Source organism: Streptomyces sp. NPDC002156 (assembly GCF_053593675.1).
The window spans coordinates 123,305-144,516 of the sequence record NZ_JBSFDA010000003.1; the positions used below are offsets into that span (position 1 = coordinate 123,305).

The following is a 21,212-nucleotide window of genomic DNA, read 5'->3' on the forward strand; positions in this document are numbered from 1 at the left end:
CCCCCAGGTCAGAGGGGGTTTTGGCGTTCCAGCGTCCCGGATGCCCCGGCGTTTGTGGCGGCTGGGACGGATCACCGGACAAGCTCTGGCCATCCAAGCACGCCGCTTCCGGCACCCGGTCAAGTGGCCTGCGTACAAACCCTTCTTGTAGCGAAATCGGGGAACATCACATGTCCGCACGTACCGCCCGCACCCGTCTGCTCGCCGCCGCCGCACTCACGGTCGCCACTCTGACGATGACGGCCTGCAGCAGCGCGGAGGGCACCCGCGACGAGGGCGCCCCGTCCGCCTCCTCCACCGCCACCGAGTCCGCCTCCTCGTCCACGACGAGCGGGGGGACGACCACGGGGGCGGGACAGGCGAACGACAAGGGCACGACGGGCACCACCGGCACCACTGGCTCGACCGGCTCCAGCGGGACGAAGGGCTCCACCGGCACCTCGGGCTCCTCGGGCTCCACGAACTCCTCGGGCACCTCTGGCTCCACGGGTTCGTCAGGCTCCACGGGCTCGGACAGCTCGGACGACTCCGAGTCCAACCTGTCGCCCTGCACCCCCGCCAACACCAGGACGACCGCCACGGTGGTCAACCGCCCGCTGAACCACGTCCTCCTGACCGTCACCAACACCGGCGCCGGGAACTGCGACCTCGCGTACTACCCGGCCGTGCGGTTCGGCGAGGCCCAGTCCGTCCCGCCGGTCATCGAGGACTCCCAGCCGCAGGCCGTGGTCACGCTCGCCCCCGGTGAGTCGGGCTACGCGGGCGTCATCGTCTCGGCGGCGGACGGCAGCGGCAGGGACGGCTACACGGCCAAGACCCTGGAGGTCTACTTCAACTCGGACAGCACGAGCCCCGCCCGCCCGTCCCTGCCCGCCAAGGGCGTGTACGTCGACAGCTCGATCACCGTCACCTACTGGCAGTCGGACATGGCTGACGCCCTCTCCTGGTGACATCCCTGTCAGGGATACGCGGACACGGCGCTGATCCTCGGCGCCGGTACCGCGTCGCCCAGGGCCTGCAGTCTCGTCCGGAGTTCCGAGGCCGCCGTCGGGTCGGTCCGGACGAGGAGGCCCAGGGCGTGTTCCCAGACCGTGCGGGCCGAGCCGGGGTCACCGACGGCGAGGTAGGTGTCGCCGAGGTGGCGCAGGGTGTTGGCCTCGCTGAAGGTGTCGCCGATCTCCCGGTACAGCCGCAGCGCGCACTGGAAGCAGGCGATGGCACGCTGGTGTTCGCCCAGGTGGTGCCGGGCGATGCCGAGGCTGTCCCAGGTGTTGGCCTTGCCGTAGCGGGTGCCGTAGTGCCCTTCGAGCCCGGCCAGGGCCTCCTCCAGATGGACGGTGGCCCGGCGGTGGTCGCCGCGCAGGACGTGGGTCCAGCCCAGGGCGTGCTGCGCGCTGGTCGCCGCGGCGTGGTCGCCGACGGCCCGGTACAGGGTGAGGGCGCGGCCGGCCGCTTCGAGGGCGCCGTCGTAGTCGCCGAGCCGGTCCAGGAGCCAGGCGTGGCTGCGGTGGGCGTGGGCGAGGCCGGGCCGGTCGCCGAGTTCGGTGCACAGGGCGAGGGACCGCCCGATGTGGGCGCGGGCGTCGTCGTACTGTTCCAGCCGGGCCGAGGCACGGGCCAGCCCGCGGTGCAGGTGGGCCTGGGCTGTGCGGTCGCCGTCCCGGACGGCCGCGTCGAGGCCCGCCCGGTGCAGGGCCACGGACTCGTGGCTGTGCCCCTGGCGGTCCATGAAGCGCTCCAGCGTCCAGGCCAGGGACCAGACATGGCCGTCGTACCCCTGTTCGGCGGCTAGGGCGGCGACGGCGTGCAGCACCTGGCGTTCGGCCGTGTACCAGCGCAGCGCCTGTCCGTCGTCGGCGAGCGCCTCGGGGCGTGCGCCCGGTGCGGCGGCGGCCAGGGGACTGGTCCGCCACAGCGGGGAGTAGAGGAGGCCGGCGGCGTGCGCGGTGTGGAGGTAGTGGTCGAGGAGTCGGTGTACGGCGGCCTCGCGGGCCTTTGTCGTCTCGTCCTGGCCGGCGCGTTCCATCGCGTAGGTGCGCAGCAGGTCGTGGCAGATGTAGCGGCCGGGGGCGTGTTCGGTGAGGAGGTGGGAGCGCGTGAGTTCGGCCAACAGGCTGCGCGCCGCCTCCGGTTCGACGTCCGCGACGGCCGCCGCGGACGGCGCGGTGACGTCCGGGCCCGGATGCAGGGACAGCAGCCGCAGCAGCCGGGCCGCGCCGGGGCTCAGCGCACGGTACGACCAGGAGAGCACCGCTCGTACGTCCCCGGCCGGGTCCGTGTCCGTGAAGGCGTCCAGACTGCCCTGGGCGGTGCGGAGTTCGTCCGCGACGGCGGTGAGCGGGAAGTCCGGGTTGGTGGCGGCCCGGGTGGCGACCACGGCCAGGGCCAGCGGAAGCCCCGCGCAGCGGGCGACGATCTCGTCGACGGCGGCGGGGTCGGTCAGGACGCGTTCGGCGCCGAGGCGGCGGGCGAGTGACTCGCGGGCCTCGGCGGCGGGCAGCCGGTCCAGGGCCAGGGGGCGGGCGGCCTCGGCGGTGACCAGGCCGAGGAGCCGGTCGCGGCTGGTGACGACGACCAGGGAGCCGGGGCTGCCCGGCAGCAGCGGGCGGACCTGTTCGGCGTCGCGCGCGTTGTCGAGCAGGATCAGCACCCGGCGCCGCGCCAACAGGCTGCGGTACAGCCCTGTTTGGGCGTTCGCCCCGGCCGGTATGCGCTGCCCGGGCACCCCGAGCGCCTCCAGGAACCCGCGCAGGGCCTGCCCCGGGTCCGTCGCCGCCCCGCCAGGATCGAAGCCGCGCAGATTGACGTACAGCTGCCCGTCCGGGAAGCGGTGGGCGATCCGGTGGGCCCAGCGCACGGCGAGCGTGGTCTTGCCGATGCCGCCCATACCGCTGATCACGGCGATCCGCAGCCCGGGCGCCGGGTCCGCCGACAGCCCGGTCACCTGGGCGAGTTCGGCTCTGCGGCCCGCGAAGGTGGCGAGGTCCGCGGGGAGTTGGGCGGGCCGTACGAAGGGATCGGGGGCGGACTGTACGAGGGGACCGGCGCCGTCGCCCGCCGAGGGCTCCCCGTGCCGGGCGTCGGCCGGTGCGGGGACGGCGGTGAGGTGGCCGGACGCCACGGGCCGCACGCGCTCCGTGCGCGGCGTACGGGCCGTGCCGTTCGTGCGGGCCAGGACCGGCGTGCCCGTCGGGCCCTTTGTGCGGGGGTTGGGCGCGGGTGTGTCCAGCCGCAGTACATCCCGTTGTGCGGCCCGTAGTTCGGGGCCGGGTGCCACGCCCAGCTCGGAGGCGAGCGTGACCCGTACGCGCTGCCAGGTGTCCAGGGCCTCCGCGCGCTGCCCGGTGGCCGCCAACGCCCGTACGAGCCGGGCCTGGAGGGACTCGTCGAGCGGGTGGTCGGCGGCGGTGCGGTGGAGTACGCCGAGCAGCTGACCGGCCGCGCCGGCCGCCCGCATCACGTCGGCGGCCTCCTTCACCACGGCCAGATACTCGCGTTCGAGCGCCTCGATCGCGGGATGCGAGCGGGCCTCGGCCGGAATCCCCGTGGCGACGGCCCCGGTTCGCAGCGCCAGTGCCTCAAGGAACAGTGGAACGGCGGCAGTTGGTGAAGTGCCGTTATTTTCCTGGCCCTTCGCTGCCGCCCGCGCCCGGCGCACCAACTCCCGGAAGCGCAGCAGGTCCAGGGTGTCGGGCGACGCGTTGAGGCGGTAGCCGCCGATGTCCCGGACGAGCCAGTCGCCGGTCGCGCGCATCGCCAACTCCGGTTCCAGCAACCGGCGCAGCACCCCGATGTGCCGGTACACGGCGTTGGCGGGCCGGCCCGGGGGCGACTCGCCCCACAGCGCCCGTACCGTCTCCTCCATGGTCACGGGCTGCCCCGCGTGCGCCATCAGCAGGGCGAGCAACAGCCGTTGCTGTGCGGCCCCCAACCGCACCTCCCCACCGTCGCGCCACACCCGCACCGGTCCCAGCACAGCGAACCGCATAGTCACCGTCGTAACTCCCGCTATAGCCCCGCACGTACGCCCCCCGATTTGCCCCGCAGTCCGTACTGTCCTCAGACGGCGGGAAGTCCCTCTATCCAGCCCAGCACCAGCGAGTTGAACTCGGCCGGCCGCTCCTGGAAGAGCCAGTGGCCGACCCCCTCCAGCACCACCGAGGCGCTGTACGGATGCCCGCTCAGCTTCTCCTCCCAGTCCCCGTCGATCCCCTTGGCCTTCAGCGAGCCGGAGGCCGACAGCGACAGCACCGGGCATGCCCTGCGCGCCAGGAACGTCTCGACGCCGGGCCGGGAGGTCAGCGGGGTCGCCGCCTCGTCGAACAGGCCGTGGAAGACGTCCCGTACGGTCATCGGGTCCATGCCGAGGATCCGCCGGCGGTGCCAGGATCGCAGGGACTCCGCCTCGGGTCCGGACGTGCTGTTGTTCTCCAGCCCGCCGATGACCGCCACGGCGGTGCCGACCGGGTCCGGGACGCGGAAGGCGGCAGCGAGTTGCGGCGCGAAGCCGTCCTCGAAGCCGTAGCCGGGGTCGACGGCGACCACGGCCCGTACCAGCGACGGGTGTTCGACCGCGAGCACCGAGGCGACGACCGCGCCGAGCGAGTGCCCGACCACGACCACCGGGCCGGAGTCGATGCTGTCGAGCAGCTCCGCGAGGTCGGCGGCGAAGTCGCGCGGGCGCTGACCGCCGGTGAGCCCCGAGGAACGGCCGTGCCCCCGCAGGTCCGGCGCGATCACCCGGTGCCGGGCCGAGAACGCGTCGATCTGCGCGGACCAGTCGTGCGAGTCGCAGGTCGCGCCGTGCACCAGCAGCAGCGTCTCGCCGCGCGCGTCGGCGGCGGGCCCCTCGTCGGTGTGGAACAGCCGGTTTCCGTTGATCATGGTGTACGTCATGGAACTTGCTCCCCGTGTACGGGTGTTGGCGATGTCGGCGGGAGCGTAGGCAGGGAGGAGTGGACGAAGTGTGCCTCGCTTGTGAGCGGGGGAGCGGAGCGCGCGGCAGGACTTCAACACCTCAGTGATCACCGCGTCGGCACCTCACGACCTCGCGACCTCGCGACCTCACGCATCGATCTTCCTCCGCACCTCGGCCGCCCAAACGGGGTCGAAGTCCTGCATGGCCTCCTGCGCTGCCCGCCAGGTGCTCAGGGCCGCGGCCCGGTCGCCGGCCGCGAGGTGGGCGTCGCCGAGCCGGTCGAGCACACAGGCCACGTTGAACAGGTCGCCGGACTCACGGAACAGGGCGAGGGCCCGCTGGTGACAGGTCACCGACCGCAGGTGCTCGCCGAGCCGGGTGTGGACATGGCCGAGGGTGTCCCAGGTGTAGCCCTCGGGGAGCCGGGCGCCGAGCTCTTGGAACAGGGCGAGCGCTTGGTGGGCGTGGACGAGGGCGTTGCGGCAGTCGCCGAGACAGGCCTCGCCCCAGGCGGTCGCGACCAGGACGTACGCCTGCCCCCGGCGATGGCCGGACGCCCGGTAGATGCCGAGGGCGGGCGCGAGTTCGTCGAGCCCTTCCTTGAACCGATCCTGCCGGGTCAGCAGCAGCCACAGCGACAACTGGACCTGCGCCAGGCCGTGACCGTCCCCGGCCTCCTCGAACACCCCCTGCGCACACCGCAGTTGGTCCTCCGCCTCGGCGTAGTGCCGCAGCATCACGCAGGCCCGGCCGAGCCCGCGATGGGCATGGCCGAGGGCGACCGGATCGCCCAGGCGGCGGGCGGCGGGCAGGGCGGCGCGTTGCAGGGCGAGGTACTCGTGCCAGTGCCCGAGCCGTTCGTGATACCGCTCCAGACACCAGGCCAGCTGCCAGACATGCCCGTCGAGGCCGTGCTCCACGGCGTGCTCGAACACCCCGAGCAACAGGGGCCGTTCGGACCGGAACCAGGCGCAGGCGGCGGCGTCGTCGCCGAGCGCCTGGGCTTGCACGGACCCTTGGGACGCCTCTTCCGGTTCGGGTGCGACGGGTGTGATGACGGCCGTCGGGGGGTCGTAGAGCAGCGCGGCGGCGTGGGCGGTGTGCAGACAGTGATCGAGCAACCGCCGCACAGCGCCCCGCCGTTCATCGTCGGTCTCGTCCGCGTGGACGAGTTCGGTGGCGTAGGCGTGCAGCAGGTCGTGGAAGACGTACCGGCCGGGGGCCCGCTCGGTGAGGAGGTGTGCGTCGGCGAGTTCGGCGAGCAGCGGCCGGGTCCGTCCGACGGCCAGACCCGCGAGGGCCGCCGCGGTGTGGACGGTGAGATCGGGCCCGGGGTGCAGGGCCAGCAGTCGGAAGAGCCGGGCGGCCTCGGCCCCGAGCGCGTCGTACGACCAGGAGAAGACCGCCCGTACGTCGGTCGCGGTGTCGGCGCCGGCGTCGTGGAAGCCGTCAAGTGCCCTGTGTGCACTCCGGAGTTGGTCGGCGAGTGCCGAGAGCGGGAAGGAGGGGTGGACGACGGCACGGGCGGCGACGACCGCCAGCGCGAGGGGCAGCCGTGCGGTGAGCGCGACGATCTCCGTGACGGCCTCGGGCTCGGCGGCCACCCGGTCGGCGCCGATCCGCGCGGCCAGCGCCGTACGGGCGTCGTCTGACGTGACCAGGCCCAGGGTGAGGGGACGGGCACCGTCGGCGGAGGCGAGCCCGCTGAGCCGATTCCGACTCGTCACAAGGACCAGACACCCGGCCGCACCGGGCAACAGGGGCCGCACCTGCGCGGCGTCACGGGCGTTGTCGAGCACCACCAGCATGCGGCGCCCCGCCAACAGGCTGCGGTACAGGGCGGCCTGCGCGTCCAGCGACTCGGGCACGCGCGCCGCCGGCACACCGAGGGCGTCCAGGAATCCCCGTACGGCGTTCTGCGGCGGCGTGGGCGACACCCCGGCGGCAAAGCCGCGCAGATCGACGTACAACTGCCCGTCCGGGAACCGGTCGGCGACCTTGTGCGCCAGATGCACGGCCAGCGCGGTCTTGCCGACACCGGCTGTGCCGCTGATCGTGCAGATTACGGGGGCGGAGGGGGGACTCGGTCCGTCGAGACCCTCCAGGAGGCCACGCAGCCGCTCCAGTTCGACGTGCCGCCCGACGAAAGCGGGGAGGGCGGAGGGGAGTTGGGCGGGTGGGACGGGTGGGGTGGTGAGGGGAGGGGGAGTTGGGGAAGTCGGGGAAGCCGGGGAACTTACGGCGGAGGGCGTCGGCCTGTCGGTCACCGGTGGCCGGGCGGCGATGAGTTCGGGCCCGGGGTCGACACCCAGCTCGTCAGCGAGCCGGGCGGCGGTAGCGCGGAACACCGCGAGAGCCCGGTCGGGGTGCCCGGTGGCGTCGAGGGCGCGCATGAGCAGGGCCTGTATCCCCTCGTCGAGCGGACCCCGAGCCGCACTGGCGGAGAGGACGGGCAGCACACGGTCGGCCCGCCCACAGCCGAGCGCGAGTTCGGCGGCCTCACGCACGACGGAGTCGTACTCGCGCTCCAGTTCGACAAAGAGAGGATGGGCGGAAGCGGAAGCCGAAGCGGATGCCCCTGCACCGTCCCCATCCCCGTCCCCATCCCCGCCTCGCAAGGAGAGGGCCTCGATGAAGAGGTCGACGGCACCCGCGGAATCACCGAACCCCCTGGCCCGCCCTACCAGTTGACGAAAGACAAGCAGGTCGACGGAGTCGGGCGGCACCGTGAGCCGGTAGCCGCCGCCCCCGCGCAACAGCAGCCCGCCCTCGGCCCGCAGGGGCAGCCCCGGCTCCAACAGCCGCCGCAGCTCGCCCACATGCCGGTGCACCATGTTCACGGCATGCCCGGGCGGCCGGTCCGCCCACAACGCGTCGACGATGTCCGGCAGTTGCACAGGAGAACCGGCACGCGCCAGCAGCAGTGCGAGCAGAGTCCGACGCCCCGGAGGCCCCGGATCGACCTCGACCCCACCCCGCCAGACCCGCACCTCCCCAAGAACCCTGAACCGTAAAGGAACCGGCTCCTCTGGCACCCTCCACCTCCACCACCGACCGAATCCTCATGCTAGGCATCGGGGGGATGGCACTCACGGGGTAGGACATTTCGGGCGCGGCGCAATCGGGAGGACGCTTCCTGCTCTTCCCCGAGGCTTCGCGCTTTCGTAGAGTCCGATCATTCGAGACGGGCTCTGGGGGTCGTGTGGCTGTTCCTGCGGCTCGGAGCCGGGTCCTACGCGTGATCCGTAGTGTGGGCTCGTTCTTGAAGGAACTCCTGGTGGAGCTCGTGGGCGAGGCAGTGCTGACGGTGGTCGCCTGCTTTGCCGCGCTGGGTCTGGCGCTGGCTCTGGCTCTGGCGTTTGTCTGGGGATGGGGGCGCAGTCCGCTCGTCACCGGGGGCGCAGGTGGTGCCTTGCTGGCCTTCCTCGGTTATGGCGGCTGGGAGCTGCTTCGTCCTGCCAAGCCGAGGTGGCGCGGACGACTGGCGGGTGTGGCGGCCACCGCGTTTGCCGTGGCCGCCCTGTTCATCGCCTACGGCTGGTCCTGCAGCTGCTCCTGAACGGCCAGCTGGACAGAGCCTATGCGACCGCCAGACAGATGAGTTCAGAGTCCGTCAGCCGTGGCGGCCTGCCCATCCTCCGGCCGGTCCCCTGCTCGTCATCGATCTTCACATGCAGTGCGGTCAGCTGCCGAGACTGGATTCTCAGGCGGGGAAGAAGTCGGCGCTTTGGACGTACTCCATCGCCTTGGTGAACTCCGGGTCGCCGAGGCGGTGTTCCATTTCCTGCGGGCTCAGGTCCTCCATGCGGGTCTGGATCCAGTACAGGTTGCCCAGGGGATCGCGCACCCGGCCGACCCGGTCTCCGAAGAACAGGTGGGTGACCTCGGTGACCGAGGTGCCGCCGGCCGCGACTGCCTGACGGTGCACGGCGTCGGCGTCCTCGACGTAGAGGCGCAGGAAGCCAGGGGTGGGCGGCCACTCCGGCCGCGCGTCGAACATCATCACCACCGAGTCACCGATCCGTACCTCCGCATGCTCGATGACCCCGTCCTTGCCCGCAAGGCACGCGAGCTCCTCTGCGCCGAAGGCCCTCTTCATGTAGTTGATGAGCTGCACCGTGTCGCGCGAGATGATCCATGGCGTCACGGTGCTGTAGCCCTGGGGTACCGGGTTTACGGGCATCTGACTGCCTCCTGGGTGCGAGTGCCTCAACGCGGTGATGACGCTAGACGCCCTTTAGGTCACTCACCGTCCTAGAAGCTCCCGATAGATAGGGATCTCGCGAGACGAGCCAGCCAGACATAGCACTTGATTGTCTAATGCCCTTTGGACTGTCGATGCGCTTCAGTGAGTGGTGCGTGCGATCTCGATGGCGAGGGCGCCGAGCGCTTCCTTCTCCGGTGGGTAGATGGCGCGGATGTTGGTGAGCTGCTGTTCGCGGGTGGCGGTCGGGTTGACGTTGGCCGGTCCCTCGCCGTCGAGCAGGGCTTCGAAGTCGGGGTACTCGGTGACCCGTTCGACCTTGACATCGCAGGTCTCGTCGGTGCCTTTGATGCAGAAGCGGATGGTGTCGCCTGCGGCGAGGTCGGCGAGGTGCGGGTATTTCACGCGTACCTCGATGGTCTTGGTGCCTGCGGCGACGAGGTCGAAGTACTGGCGGTAGAGGTTGAGTTCGCGGACTCGGACCGGGATGTCGGTCATGGGGCGGGAATGCTCCTGGAGTCGGGTGCGGTCATCATGCGGCCGATTTCGGAGGCCGAGTACGAGCGGAAGAAGTGGCGGGGATCGGACAGCAAGGTATCGGTCATGGCCAGCAGTTGCTCGGCGTACTCGGTGACGGTGCCAGGCCATAGCCGGGTGTCGAGCATCCAGTCCGCCGCACCCGCCGGTAAGGGGAGACGCCCTTCACGAATCAGGGACTTGGAGAGCTTCGCGCCGGTGTCGGTCACGACTTGCGGACAGAACAGACGGGACGGGAGCTGTCCGTGGGTGAGTCCGACGGCCTGGAGGGCTTCGTCGACCAGGTGGGAGCCGAAGACCCAGTCGCCGCCCTTGACCATGACGTGCAGCGTGCCGCGAGGATTGGCCAGGGAGAGTTCCTTGACCATGTTGCGGTACAGGGTGGCCAGGTCCAGGTAGGTATCTCCGGTGGGGGTGATGGTCACCTGGTAGGAGCCGTGATCGAGGCAGACTGCCTCCACTCGTGCGGCCTCGCGGTCGATGAGTTGGACCCGGGTACGTTCGGCGTGTTTCTCGGCCCAACCGCAGTTGGGCTGCGGGCACGGGATGCGCAGGTGCGGTGTGCCGGTGGAGGGGGCGAGCCACCAGCGGGCGGCGTCGAGGCGTGGTTGGAGTCGGAGCCAGGTGCGGCGGAAGCGAGCACCAGCCTGTTGCTGGCTGTAGGTCTCGATCCGGTGCGGGATGCCCACGTGCAAAGAGAGGGCTGTGAACAGGGGCTGGTACAGGGTGTCGACCAGGCCGGTCAGGGCCTGAGCACCCAGGGCTTGGGCGTAGGCGCGCTGGTAACGGTGGCCGGTCTTGGGATCAGTGGTCAGCTCGTACGGAGCGTTGTCGAGGGCACTGAAGAGGACTTCGGCCGGGATGCCGAAGCGGTCGCGCAGACGGGCGGCCATGGCGAAGGCCATGGACTGTACGAGCGAGGTGCCGATGTGTGGGGCGCCGTTGATCTGGGTGCCGACGACGAGCACGATGCGCTCAGGTGGGGTGGCCTGGATGCGCGGCGTCAGGACGTCCTCGGCATGGTGGAGGGCGTTTGCCAGCACTGTGTTCGGCGAGACGAGGTGGGTTGTCATCGGATGTCCCCCTGAGCTGGGTCGGGTTCGCTTGGCTCGGGTGCGGCTGAGGAGGAGGCGCTGTCGGGGGCGTGGCCGATATCTGGCCATGTAGTGGTGGCCAAGGAGGCGATCGTCCCTGCTGATGGCGTGAAGGACTCGGCGCTTGTCGGCGTCAGCATGCGGGCACCACGCTGTGGTGGAAGAAGGCTGCCCAGACGCACTTGCCGGGGCCTTGGCGTCGCGACACGCCCCAGTGGTCGGCGACAGCGGATACGAGCAGCAGGCCACGGCCATCCTCGGCGGTGCTCCGTGCCTCCCGCTTGGCGGGTGTGCCGCTGCCGCTGTCGTGTACCTCGATGCGCAAGACGGTGGCGTGCAGTTCGACTCGTACAAGGATCCGCCCACCCGCAGGGGCTCCGTGCAGGACGGCGTTGGTGGTGAGTTCGGAAGTGCACAGCCGAATGTCGTCGAGTCGTTCGGTCTGTCCCCACTGAGTAAGGGCGTCGGTGACGAAGGCGCGGGCTGCGCCTGGTGTGATCCGTCGCCGGTCGAAGAGCATTGTTTCGTGCTCGACAGCGCCGTCGAGGGTCTGGTCAGGAGTGAGCGTGTCCGGCTCGGCGGGCAGGTTGCTGGGCATGGTCAACAGCCAACCTCTGTCGCTCGTTCGGGTCGGGAGCCAGCAAGGGGGCCATACAGGGGGCCACTATGGGGGCCTGAGTTCGCGTGCTCCGGGGAGAGAGATGGGCGACACGGGGATCGGTGCGCTCCTCGTCCGGCTGCGCACTGCGCGTGGCTGGACCCAGCAGAGAGTGGCCGACGAGTACAACCTGTTGGAGGGGCGTGCCGCCAAGACCGGTAAGGAGATCGGGCGTTACGAGCGTGAAGCGCGTATACCGGTTCCGTACACCCGGAGGTACTTGGCGCAGCTATTCGGCGTGGAAGCCGCAGTGCTCGACCAGGCCGTCGCGTTCAGCAAGAGCCAGCGCGTCGGGGACGGCATGAATGGGGTCTCGCTGGAGTTGTCCGCGCGATCCTCGGTTCGTCCACGCTCCGCGGTGGGCGTCGTGTCGGAGGACGCGGTGGCGTCGGCCGACTTCGCCCGGTTCATCGCGCTGCGCAACGCCGACGAGTTCGTCGTCGAGCAGCTGGAGGCCGATGTCGCCCGGCTTGCCCGTGCCTATGTCAGCCATCCGCTGCTGGAGCTGTACGTCGAGATCAAGCGGCTGCGGGACGGGGTGTTCGAGCTACTGCGGGGGCGTCAGCACCCACGGCAGACCGCCGACCTGTACGTCGCGGCCTCACGTCTGTGCGGGCTGTCCGCACACGTCTGCCTGGACCTGGGCGACTACGACTCTGCGGCCACTCACACCCGTACTGCCCGGGCATGCGCCGAGGTGGCAGGGCATGAAGAGATGCTGGCCTGGGTGCGGGCCGTCGAGTCGCTGATCGCCTACTGGACCGGGCGATATGAGCAGGCAGCGCGGCTGGCGCAAGTCGGCCGTCACCACCGGGCTCGCGGCAGCATCGGAGCCCGGCTGGCGAGCCTGGAGGCGCGGGCACTGGCCATCGCCGGTGACCGGGCCGGCGCCGTGATGGCCATGGTGGACGCGGAGCGCCTACGTGAGGCGATGTCGGCCCACGACGAGATGCCGGGCGTCTTCGCCTTCCCGGCCGCCAAGCAGTTCGCGTACGCCGGGACGACCTGTCTGGCTGTGGGTGGGCGAGAGCACGTCCGGCAGGCCATCGCCAGCGCGGACACCGCGATCCGGCTCTACCGGAGCGCTGAGGACGAGGACCGGTCCGTCGGGGATCTGTTCGCCGCCCACGTTGATATCGCCCGAGGCCACATGCTCTTGGGCAACCTGGACGGTACCGAGACGATGCTCGCCTTCGTCCTGGACTCCCCGCCGGAACGCATGTCGGCCAGTATCGTGCGGCGGCTCACCGCTCTGGGCCGGGAGCTGGGCGGGCCGCAGTACGGTGGAGCCGCCCAGGCCGCACACCTGCGCGCACGACTTCAGCACACGGCCGTCCGTGCGGCCTTACCCGCCGCCCACTCCCGGGAGCTGCCGACGTGACCGAACTGTCCGCCGCACACGATGCTGCCGTCACCGACCGAGGCCGCCTCGCCGGAAGCGCCTACAGCAGCGACCGGGACCTGGCCGCGCGCCAATCTCTCTACCAGTGGCAGACGCCCCGTTACGACCTGCCGGGCATCGTCGTCGAGAAGCTGAGCGACGTGCGTGTACGTGGGAGCGTGGTCGATATCGGCTGCGGCAACGGCAAGTTCATCCAGCGGCTCCGCGAGGACCGGCCCGACCTGTCCCTGCTCGGCCTCGACATCGCCCCTGGCATCCTCGCCGGTGTCCCCGGCCCGGTCGCTGTGGCCGACGCCCTCCGCCTGCCGCTGGCCGCGCAGAGCGTCGACGTCGCCTTGGCGCTGCACATGCTCTACCACGTCCCCGACATCGCCCAGTCGGTACGGGAACTGTCCCGGGTCGTCGCCCGTGACGGGCTGATGATCGCCTCCACCAACAGCGACCGGGACAAGGCCGAACTCGACGACCTCTGGCAGCGCGCTGCAGGCGACGTTCTCGGCATCGGACGCGGCCCGGCCCGCATCTCGCTCAGCGCCCGCTTCTCCCTGGAGAAGGCCCCGAGCTACCTGCGGGAGGCGTTCGGTCGGGTCGAGACGATCGAACTGCCCGGCACCATCACGGTCCGCGATCCCGAGCCGGTGATCGCGCACATGGCCTCCTACCGGGCGTGGGCGGACCAGCACGACGTGCCTTTCGAGGTGACGATCGAGCGGGCCCACGCGATCCTTGTCGATCACATTGCTCTACACGGGGCCTTCGAGGTCACGTGCCTGGGCGGCATCCTCGTCTGCCGCCGCTGAGTGCGGGCTCCCTCGTCGGTGACGCTTGTCCACGAGCTGGGTTTTCGGTTGCCGTCCGAGGCAACGGTCCGCCTTGCGATCGGGATGGTGTCCTCGGCGGGACACCGTCCTCACAGGCCTTCTACACGCTATCGGCTTGTTTCGTCCGGCAGCGGACGGGGCCGGTTGATCCGAGAAGGAAACGCCCTACATGCCGCCTTTATGAAGATGCAGTTTGGGATATTGCGGATATTTATGGGCATTTCAGGGTGTCGATCTGGAAACGGCCGAGGCGCGGCGGGGTAGCCGACTACTCCTGGTAGAGCAGTTGCTTCTGGGGCACGCCTCTGGTGCGGGATCCCGCACCGCCGGCTGCCAGTATCTGCGCGTTTCAGTGACACAAAGCATGGCTACTGGCAGTATCAGACAGGTGGCAGACGGTAGGACCTTTGGGGGACCAAGTGATTCCGCATACTCGTATGACGCGTTCCCGGCTCTACGTCCTGATTGATTCGATCGAAGCGGATATGCGGAACTTGCTGGTCCGCTATGTACTCGATCACTTGGACGAAGAGTCGGCCCTTGGTCCCAACTATGAGAAGTCTAATTTGAAGCGGGAAGCTGACGGGGTCGGCGAATCTGTCAGTGTTGTCCAATATTTGGACATGCGTGAAGCCTATGATGTGCTCAATAGGCATCGCGACGCACTTCCGTCTGATCTCGGCCGAGAGATGCGAGAGAACACGCCGTTAATGGACTCGCTCGTTCCTATCAGGAATCGAGTAATGCATGGTCGACCACTGCAAGCAGGTGACCCAGAGACGGCGGTTAGTGTCTGCAGAAACTTTAGGACGCGTTACTGGAACACGCTCAGAGGCGCACTAGACCATCTGGATGCAGACCCAACTTGGGAACCTGCTTTTGAGGATCAGGGGCGCCGCTCCGACAGAATACTGCACAATCTTCCCTTGCCGGAGTACGATGAAACTGGGCTAATTGGCCGAACCGAGGACTGCAAGAAAATCGTTTCTCATCTTCTCAAGCGCCGTGAGTCAATGCTAACGATCACTGGAGAAGGGGGAATTGGTAAGACAGCTACCGCTCTTGAGGTAGCTTACATGCTTGTTGATAATGTTGATTCGCCATACGAGTGTATTCTGTGGGTATCTCTTAAGACCGAGCGGCTCACTGCCTCAGGCGTGGTTGGAATAGTTAACTCCATACGGGATGTCACGGGGGCTGCAAGGAAGCTCGGGCAAGCATTTGACACTGACTTTCGCGGCGGAATCAACGAGCTTGCTGAAGCTTTGGAAGGAATTGAAACGCTTCTTATCATAGACAACCTTGAGACGGTTGATGGAGAGGAGGTTATCGCACTTTATGAGAGACTTCCGGAAAGTGTGAACTATCTCTTTACAAGTCGAGTTGGCGTCGGCCAGTTTGAGCGCCGCATTCTGATGGGTCCTCTGAAAGAAAAGGACGCTTCAAGCCTGTTCCGGCAATTTGCGCGATCCAGAGAGATTGCTCGACTTGTGCGTCTTGAGCCTGGCACTGTGAGGGAAGTCGTCAAGAGGCTCAGGTATAGCCCTTTGGCTATAAGATGGTACATACTTTCAATTGAGGCAGGCGAGCAGCCGAATCTTGCACTTGAGAACCAAGAGGAACTCTTGGACTTCTGTGTGAGGTCAGTGTACGACAGCGTGACACCTGCGACTCAGGAAGTCCTTCTGATTCTTTACGCTCTTGAAAGGGATGCCACATTTGACGAGTTGGCTATTCTCGGCGATGTCTCAGTGGACGCGCTGCGTAGATCTGTGCATGAACTTTTGAATGGGTCTTTGGTTCGCCTTGAGAATGATCCAGACGGATCACTTGTCTCAAAGGTGAACCTCACGGAGGCTGCAAAATCTTACCTGCGGCGAGTAAATGCGCCGAACGCAATTGCAGTCAACGCAATTCTTGAGAGAGAGCAAGATTTTAGGCGTTCGGCCGAGCGGCGGCGAAACGATGAGAAGGCGCGGAAACTGGCGCCTAACGTAGTTCGCACCCGAACCAACAATGACGAGCCGGTTGCGCACCTTCTGAGGAAGGCACTCTCAGAGTCAAAGGACGGAGCATTTGGCCAGAGTCTCGACCTGGTCGAGAAAGCACGGTCGATGAGTCCTGATTTTTGGGAGGTGGACCGTGTTCAAGGTTTCATTCTTTCGGCCCAAGGAAATATTGAAGGCGCGACTTCCGCGTATCTAGCTGCTTTCCGGAAGGCCAGATCTAGTGACGACAGTCTCGCCGAGGCCGTGGTGTCCTACTTCTTTGCCGGCCACCTGGCTAGAAAAGCTCATGAGGTACAGAAGGCGACCGAATATGCTCGCATTTCGCACAAGTATTTTAATAGTGCCGAGACGGCGCAAACGCTAGGGTCCTATCTAATCTGGATGTACGAGTTTAGCGAGGGGCAAACTCTTCTTGAATGGGCCTTGGAGCGTGCCGGCGGGAAGATCAAGCTAATCACTCTCACAGCTCTAGTAGACTCGTGGCGTCGCTGGTCTGAATATCTCCTAGATCGCGAGCATCGAGGGCTGGAAGCTGCCGATAAGGCGCAAGCTGGCTTCTCTATTGGAGAACAAGAGGTCCGTGGAGGAGTCTCCGATCTGCGCCTTTTCGATGGAGTCCTGGAGAGTTTCTCGCAATATATTCGTTGTATTACTTCACCTGGTATCGACGGTTCCGTAAAGGATGAGCAGACGCTACGCATGGCTCGGCGGGTCAGTACTCAACTTTTCACTTTTGAAGCGTGCCGGGGTTGGCGGCATTTTCCGGGCGACGTGGCTAAGCTTAGGCGCACATCCAACAACCTTGAAATTCAAGATATATGTGACAAGATTCTAGATTATGCTCGGCCGGGTGATTATCAAGAATTGGATATACCCGATCCTCAGCGGAAGGAAGTTACTGAAGGGGTGGTGAAAACCTGGGTCGGTCACTATGGATTTATCGCCCATCCTCGATTTCTTAATAATGTCTTCTTTCATGAGTCATCCGTGGAAAACCGTGAAGAGGAATGTCCGGGCGATCTTACTGGACGGGTCGTTCGCTTCATTCCCAGCACTGACGCGGACGGGCGCGACCGGGCCAATTGGGTACATATTGTTGCGGTCGGCGTAGAGTGACGCCTCACGTGACTGCGTAGGTGACGTCTCGGATGTGGTGCAGGACTTCAACGGGCCAGTGTCCCTGAATGAGTTCGGCGAATTGTGCCGGGTCGGCCTGCTCGGCGGCAGGCTGGTGACCGCGTAGACGGTCTTCGTCTCGGCCTTGCCGGTCTTGCGGTGGGGGCGGTGCCTGTTGACCGGGACGACCAGGCGCGCCCGTAAGAACTGCCGCTGTCGCTCGGCGGCGAGGCTGACAGATGCCCCGCTCTCGTCCCAAGGTGGTGAGCGGGCAGGCGGAAACCCGTAGCCTAGGACCAGTAGCAGTACGCAGCCCGATGCACGCGGAAGGGATGCCGATGACCACAGCCCCGAGCGGTGTGCCTCATCCGCCGCGCCCGTCGTCGCATCCGCTGCGGACCATCCGTGACATTCGGGAGTCTCTGCCTGAGGACCAGCGTCGGCACTTCGACGCGGAGCTCGCCGACACGGAGATCGAGGCTCTGCCCGAGATGCTGCACCGCTGGGTGGCGCTGAGCAACGACGGCTTCGAGGAGTTCCTGCTCTCCCGGCCCTTCGAGGGTCTGGAGATCGGCGCCCGCTCCTACGATGCGCAGACGGACGCCGAGTGATCTACCTGTTCGACACCAATGTCGTCGCCGAACTCACGACCCGGCGAAGCCCGATCCGCGCGTCCTGGCCTGGTTCCGGTCCACGGCCCGCCCCAACCGCTTCCTGAGCGTGATCACCGTCGCCGAGATCGAGGCCGGCGTTGCCGCGACCCCGGACCCCGTAAAGCGGCCGCCTACCTCACCATCCACAAGACGCTCAAGGCCGCCGGCACCAGCATCGACCCACCGGACGCCCTGATCGCCGCCACCGCCCTGGCCAACGGCTGGACGGTGGCCACACGCAATATCAAGCACATGGCCCGAACCGGGGCTCTGGTGGTCAATCCGTGGGAGCAGCAACTGTAGGTGGCCCCGCGGCGTCGGTGCCGTATGTGCGCTGCCACCCCAGAGGCCCTCCCGTTCGCCGAACGGAAGGGCCTCTGACCAGGTGTTTCTCTATGCCCCGGCAGGATTGGAACCTGCGACACCCGCCTTCCAGGCCAGGCAGAAGCGCGTGGTCGGCCGTTGCTCTCGACTCGGCCACGTGGCCGGAGCGTGTCAACGCCCGCGACCTGGGCGGGCTGGGTCCGGCCGTGCGGTCCGCTTCGATGTCCTGCCCTGATCGTCCAACCTGGCGATCCACTAGTCCGAGCCGCGCGCCAGGCGTCAGCGCTCACACCCCCGTACGTTTCCGGCCATACGAGGGCGGCACAGCATGGGCGACGAGCCACAGGGGCACCGATGCCCTCGTGCAGACAACAGACGAGACCGCCGACTTCACGGCGCTGTCGCAGGAGTTGACCGGATTCGACGCGGCGACGCTGCGGGGCACGGGACTCGCCGAGACATACCTGGCAGTGGCCGCCGAGCGACTGGGCCAGGACCGATTAGGGCGGCTCCTGGAGGCGGGCGGAGACCCGCTCGGCGAGCTGGACGACGACCTGCTCGGTGCCGCCCGCGCCCTCACCCACCTGTGGTACACGGGCAGTTGGCCGGAATCGGCACCCTTCGTGGTGTCGGCGCGCGCCTACGCCGAGGGGCTGGTCTGGAAGGCGGCAGGGCTCGCCGCTCCTGGCACGGCACCCGGCGGCTACGGAAGTTGGGCCGCCTCCCCGTCATCCTCCCCGTCCCGGGCGGGCTCCCGGTGAGCGACTACGACGTGATCGTCGTGGGCGCCGGGATCGCGGGCTCGCTCGTGGCGAAGGAACTGAGCCTCCGGGGTCGTCGCGTCCTGGTCCTGGAGGCCGGGGAGCGCGCCACCGACCCCGAGCGAGGCCACCGTGAGGCCCTCGACCGGTACGCCACGGCATCCGCGAAGGTGCCGGGATCCGCTCACCGGCCGAACCCCGCCGCCGACTGGCCCGAGGTCACCGACCTGACCGGCACGGACGGTGACCCGGGATTCCGGGCGGTCGGCCATCTGCTGCAGGACGGCCCGCTCCCGTACGCCAGCGGCTACGTCAGGGCCAACGGCGGCACCGGCAACGTCTGGACCGGACTCGCCCCGCGCATGCTGCCGGAGGACTTCGACACCGAAGCCTTCGGGTACGGGCGCCGCTGGCCGCTCACCTATGACGACCTGGAGCCCCATTACCGGGCGGCGGAAGGGGAGTTGGGGGTAGCCGCCGATACCGACGAGCAGCGCGCGCACGCCGGGCTCGGTTTCCCCGAGGGCTACACCTTCCCCATGCGGGCCCTGCCCGCCAGCCACCTGGACCGCCTCCTCGCGGAGAGCCTCGACGGACGGCGCGTCAAGGACCCGGTGACCCTGGGCGAGGTCGAACTGCGGTTGGTCGGCACCCCGCAGGCCCGCAACAGCGTGCCGGACCCGGGCTATGACGGTGGGCGCGGCTATGTTCCGCGCGGTGCCCAGGGGCGGCCCGATCCAGACAGCCGGTGCGTGGGCAACGCGACGTGCATCCCGCACTGCCCCTCGTACGCGAAGTACACCCCGCTCAAGACGCAAGGACAATGGGGGAGTTCGGTCACGCTCGTGGACCGGGCCGTGGTCAGCCGCGTGCTCGTCGACGGGAACGGGCGCGCCACAGGCGTGGAGTACCTCTCGTACGACGGCCGGGCCACCCGGGTGCACGCCGACGTCGTCGTGCTCGCCGCGCACGCCATCGAGAACGCCCGACTGCTCCTCCTGTCCCGGCTCGCCACCCGCAGCGGCCAGGTCGGCCGCAACCTGATGGACCACCCGGTGCTGCTCACCTGGGGCCTCATGCCGGAAGCGGTCGACCCCTACCGCGGGCCCGGGTCCACCTCGGGCTTCGAGGGGTTCCGCGCCGGACCCGAACGGCGCGCGCGGGCGCCCTTCCGCATCGAGGTCGGCAACTGGGGGTGGGTGTGGGCCAAGGGCTCGGTGGACGGCGATGTAGCCCAACTCCTCCACGACAAGGGCCTGTTCGGAGCCGAGCTGCGGCGCGCCGTCGGGGACCGGGTGCGCCGCCAGTTCGCCCTGCAGTTCGAGATGGAGCAGGGCGCGGACCCCGCCAACCGCGTCACCCTCCACCCGCACGCACGCGACCAGCTCGGTCTGCCCCGCCCCCAGGTCACCTACGACCTGTCGGACCACGTCAAGGAGGGCATGGCCGCCGCCAAGCGCGCGTCCGACCAGATCTTCGCCCTGCTCGGCGCCGAGGACCACACCGACTACGAGCCCGCGGCGGCGTGGCCCGGCCGCTTCGAGCACAAGGGCCGCCTCTACGGCTACCGCGGCGCCGGCCACGCCGCCGGCACTCACATCATGGGCGGCTCCCCGGGCACCTCGGTGGTCGACTCATGGCAGCGGTGCTGGGACCACCCCGGCCTGTACGCCGTGGGCTGCGGCAGCATGCCCTCCGTCGCCACCTCCAACCCGACCCTGACCATGGCCGCCCTCGCCCTGCGCAGCGCCCAGCGCATCGAGGCCGACCTCGCCGACCGGGACCGCCCCGCCGCTCTCACCCCAGACGTTCCCGCATGAGTACCCCACGTACCCCAGGAGTGCCCGCATGAGCCCGCTGCCCCTGCCGCCCGTCGCCGAGCCCTTCCGACTCCCCTTCCACTACGGTGCGTTGCACAACATAGGCATCGACTGGCTCACCGAGGCGGAACCGGTCCGGGACCTGCTCGCCAAGCATCACCCCGCCCTGACCGCCGCCACTTTCGACGGCCGGGCCCTGGTCTCGCTCAACTACCAGCTCTACTTCGCGCAGTACGCGTTCGGCGGGGGCGTCACCCAGGAGATCGAGTACAACGTCATCGCCTTCCCCACCGCCCAGACGGACCGCGTCCCCGAGCTGACCTACGCGCAGTACGCGCAGGGCTGGGACCAGACGAAACTCCTCGGCATCGCCCGCATCCACGTCGTGTGCGACAACCCGTACGCCATCACGGCCGGACGCGAGCTGTACGCCGAGCCGAAGTTCCCGGGCTGGTTCGAGGTCGACCTGCCGTCCCTGAACGGTCCGGCGGGCGAGACCTGGACCGTGCACTGCAAGGCGGCCGAGGTGGCGCCGGACGACACCCTGGTGCGTGAGGAAACACAACTGGTCTCCCTCAGTGCCGAGTTGGACGGCCTGACGCCCGCTCCCACCAACAACACCCCCATCACCGGCTACGGCACCGACACCGACGGCCGGGCCCTCGCGGGACCCATGAACGTCTACCAGCCCTACCGCTGGTTCGACCTGAGCGCCCCGCACCACGCCGACCGCGTACGCCTGACCGTTCATGCCCACGACAGCGACCTCGGCCGCGACATCCACCAACTGCTCGGTGACACCAGCGCCGTCGGCGCCTGGACCTACCAGTCACCCCCGGTGGCCGCCCACAACCGGCCCTACTACCTGAGCCCCCAGGGCTGACGGACTCCTTTC

The 21,212-nt window shown here is 68.3% G+C and carries 16 protein-coding genes; 9 read left to right on the forward strand and 7 right to left on the reverse strand.

Annotation, left to right across the window (positions count from 1 at the left end):
• Positions 1-170 precede the first annotated feature (170 nt).
• Positions 171-950 carry a DUF4232 domain-containing protein gene (locus ACWCRB_RS02855; protein ID WP_450994294.1) on the forward strand — a complete coding sequence of 260 codons (780 nt, stop codon included), beginning with the start codon at positions 171-173 and terminating at the stop codon, positions 948-950.
• Positions 951-958: 8 nt separating this feature from the next.
• On the opposite strand, the gene ACWCRB_RS02860 is transcribed toward ACWCRB_RS02855, so the two are convergent.
• From ACWCRB_RS02860 to ACWCRB_RS02870, 3 genes are all read right to left on the reverse strand, one after another.
• Positions 959-3,988, reverse strand: coding sequence for an AfsR/SARP family transcriptional regulator (locus ACWCRB_RS02860; protein WP_450994295.1), 3,030 nt, complete (start codon positions 3,986-3,988; stop codon positions 959-961).
• A gap of 71 nt (positions 3,989-4,059) precedes the next feature.
• On the reverse strand, positions 4,060-4,896 hold the full coding sequence (locus ACWCRB_RS02865) for an alpha/beta fold hydrolase (protein ID WP_450994296.1): 837 nt from the start codon (positions 4,894-4,896) through the stop codon (positions 4,060-4,062).
• A gap of 168 nt (positions 4,897-5,064) precedes the next feature.
• Entirely contained in the window at positions 5,065-7,815 is a 2,751-nt protein-coding gene (locus ACWCRB_RS02870) for an AfsR/SARP family transcriptional regulator (RefSeq protein ID WP_450994297.1), read from the reverse strand.
• A gap of 380 nt (positions 7,816-8,195) precedes the next feature.
• On the opposite strand from ACWCRB_RS02870, the gene ACWCRB_RS02875 reads away from it, so the two are divergent.
• Positions 8,196-8,477, forward strand: coding sequence for a hypothetical protein (locus ACWCRB_RS02875; protein ID WP_450994298.1), 282 nt, complete (start codon positions 8,196-8,198; stop codon positions 8,475-8,477).
• Positions 8,478-8,621: 144 nt separating this feature from the next.
• Here the strand turns inward: ACWCRB_RS02875 and ACWCRB_RS02880 are convergent, their stop codons facing one another.
• From ACWCRB_RS02880 to ACWCRB_RS02895, 4 genes are all read right to left on the reverse strand, one after another.
• A complete protein-coding gene (locus tag ACWCRB_RS02880) occupies positions 8,622-9,101 on the reverse strand; it encodes a VOC family protein (RefSeq protein ID WP_450994299.1) in 480 nt (159 codons plus the stop codon).
• Positions 9,102-9,263: 162 nt separating this feature from the next.
• On the reverse strand, positions 9,264-9,620 hold the full coding sequence (locus tag ACWCRB_RS02885) for an ASCH domain-containing protein (RefSeq protein WP_450994300.1): 357 nt from the start codon (positions 9,618-9,620) through the stop codon (positions 9,264-9,266).
• Entirely contained in the window at positions 9,617-10,732 is a 1,116-nt protein-coding gene (locus ACWCRB_RS02890) for a hypothetical protein (protein WP_450994301.1), read from the reverse strand. Before ACWCRB_RS02890 ends, ACWCRB_RS02885 begins: the two co-directional genes overlap by 4 nt.
• Before the next feature lie 154 nt (positions 10,733-10,886).
• Positions 10,887-11,351 carry an ATP-binding protein gene (locus tag ACWCRB_RS02895; RefSeq protein WP_450994302.1) on the reverse strand — a complete coding sequence of 155 codons (465 nt, stop codon included), beginning with the start codon at positions 11,349-11,351 and terminating at the stop codon, positions 10,887-10,889.
• 103 nt (positions 11,352-11,454) lie between these two features.
• Between ACWCRB_RS02895 and ACWCRB_RS02900 the strand changes: the two genes are divergently transcribed.
• The 7 genes from ACWCRB_RS02900 to ACWCRB_RS02930 all read left to right on the forward strand — a co-directional run bounded on the left by ACWCRB_RS02900 (position 11,455) and on the right by ACWCRB_RS02930 (position 21,200).
• Positions 11,455-12,792, forward strand: coding sequence for a helix-turn-helix domain-containing protein (locus ACWCRB_RS02900; RefSeq protein WP_450994303.1), 1,338 nt, complete (start codon positions 11,455-11,457; stop codon positions 12,790-12,792).
• Positions 12,789-13,613 (forward strand): class I SAM-dependent methyltransferase, encoded by an 825-nt coding sequence (locus ACWCRB_RS02905; protein ID WP_450994304.1) that lies wholly within the window; start codon positions 12,789-12,791, stop codon positions 13,611-13,613. Before ACWCRB_RS02900 ends, ACWCRB_RS02905 begins: the two co-directional genes overlap by 4 nt.
• A 458-nt stretch (positions 13,614-14,071) precedes the next feature.
• Positions 14,072-16,759 carry an NB-ARC domain-containing protein gene (locus ACWCRB_RS02910; RefSeq protein ID WP_450994305.1) on the forward strand — a complete coding sequence of 896 codons (2,688 nt, stop codon included), beginning with the start codon at positions 14,072-14,074 and terminating at the stop codon, positions 16,757-16,759.
• A 338-nt stretch (positions 16,760-17,097) separates the two neighbouring features.
• The gene (locus ACWCRB_RS02915; RefSeq protein ID WP_450994306.1) at positions 17,098-17,370 is read left to right on the forward strand and encodes a hypothetical protein; all 273 of its coding nucleotides are present in this window, start codon (positions 17,098-17,100) and stop codon (positions 17,368-17,370) included.
• Positions 17,371-18,098: 728 nt separating this feature from the next.
• Positions 18,099-18,497 (forward strand): hypothetical protein, encoded by a 399-nt coding sequence (locus ACWCRB_RS02920; protein WP_450994307.1) that lies wholly within the window; start codon positions 18,099-18,101, stop codon positions 18,495-18,497.
• A complete protein-coding gene (locus ACWCRB_RS02925; protein ID WP_450994308.1) occupies positions 18,494-20,317 on the forward strand; it encodes a GMC family oxidoreductase in 1,824 nt (607 codons plus the stop codon). The genes ACWCRB_RS02920 and ACWCRB_RS02925 overlap by 4 nt, the downstream gene beginning before the upstream one ends.
• Before the next feature lie 28 nt (positions 20,318-20,345).
• Entirely contained in the window at positions 20,346-21,200 is an 855-nt protein-coding gene (locus ACWCRB_RS02930) for a hypothetical protein (RefSeq protein ID WP_450994309.1), read from the forward strand.
• The last annotated feature ends 12 nt before the right edge of the window (positions 21,201-21,212 follow it).

Bases quoted from the DNA above. Each gene is read 5' to 3' on its own strand.
- ACWCRB_RS02930 (WP_450994309.1), top strand. From the start codon at position 20,346: ATGAGCCCGCTGCCCCTGCCGCCCGTCGCCGAGCCCTTCCGACTCCCC.
- ACWCRB_RS02860 (WP_450994295.1), bottom strand. From the start codon at position 3,988: ATGCGGTTCGCTGTGCTGGGACCGGTGCGGGTGTGGCGCGACGGTGGG.
- ACWCRB_RS02895 (WP_450994302.1), bottom strand. From the start codon at position 11,351: ATGCCCAGCAACCTGCCCGCCGAGCCGGACACGCTCACTCCTGACCAG.
- ACWCRB_RS02885 (WP_450994300.1), bottom strand. From the start codon at position 9,620: ATGACCGACATCCCGGTCCGAGTCCGCGAACTCAACCTCTACCGCCAG.
- ACWCRB_RS02880 (WP_450994299.1), bottom strand. From the start codon at position 9,101: ATGCCCGTAAACCCGGTACCCCAGGGCTACAGCACCGTGACGCCATGG.
- ACWCRB_RS02855 (WP_450994294.1), top strand. From the start codon at position 171: ATGTCCGCACGTACCGCCCGCACCCGTCTGCTCGCCGCCGCCGCACTC.
- ACWCRB_RS02910 (WP_450994305.1), top strand. From the start codon at position 14,072: ATGACGCGTTCCCGGCTCTACGTCCTGATTGATTCGATCGAAGCGGAT.
- ACWCRB_RS02865 (WP_450994296.1), bottom strand. From the start codon at position 4,896: ATGACGTACACCATGATCAACGGAAACCGGCTGTTCCACACCGACGAG.
- ACWCRB_RS02890 (WP_450994301.1), bottom strand. From the start codon at position 10,732: ATGACAACCCACCTCGTCTCGCCGAACACAGTGCTGGCAAACGCCCTC.
- ACWCRB_RS02900 (WP_450994303.1), top strand. From the start codon at position 11,455: ATGGGCGACACGGGGATCGGTGCGCTCCTCGTCCGGCTGCGCACTGCG.
- ACWCRB_RS02915 (WP_450994306.1), top strand. From the start codon at position 17,098: ATGACCACAGCCCCGAGCGGTGTGCCTCATCCGCCGCGCCCGTCGTCG.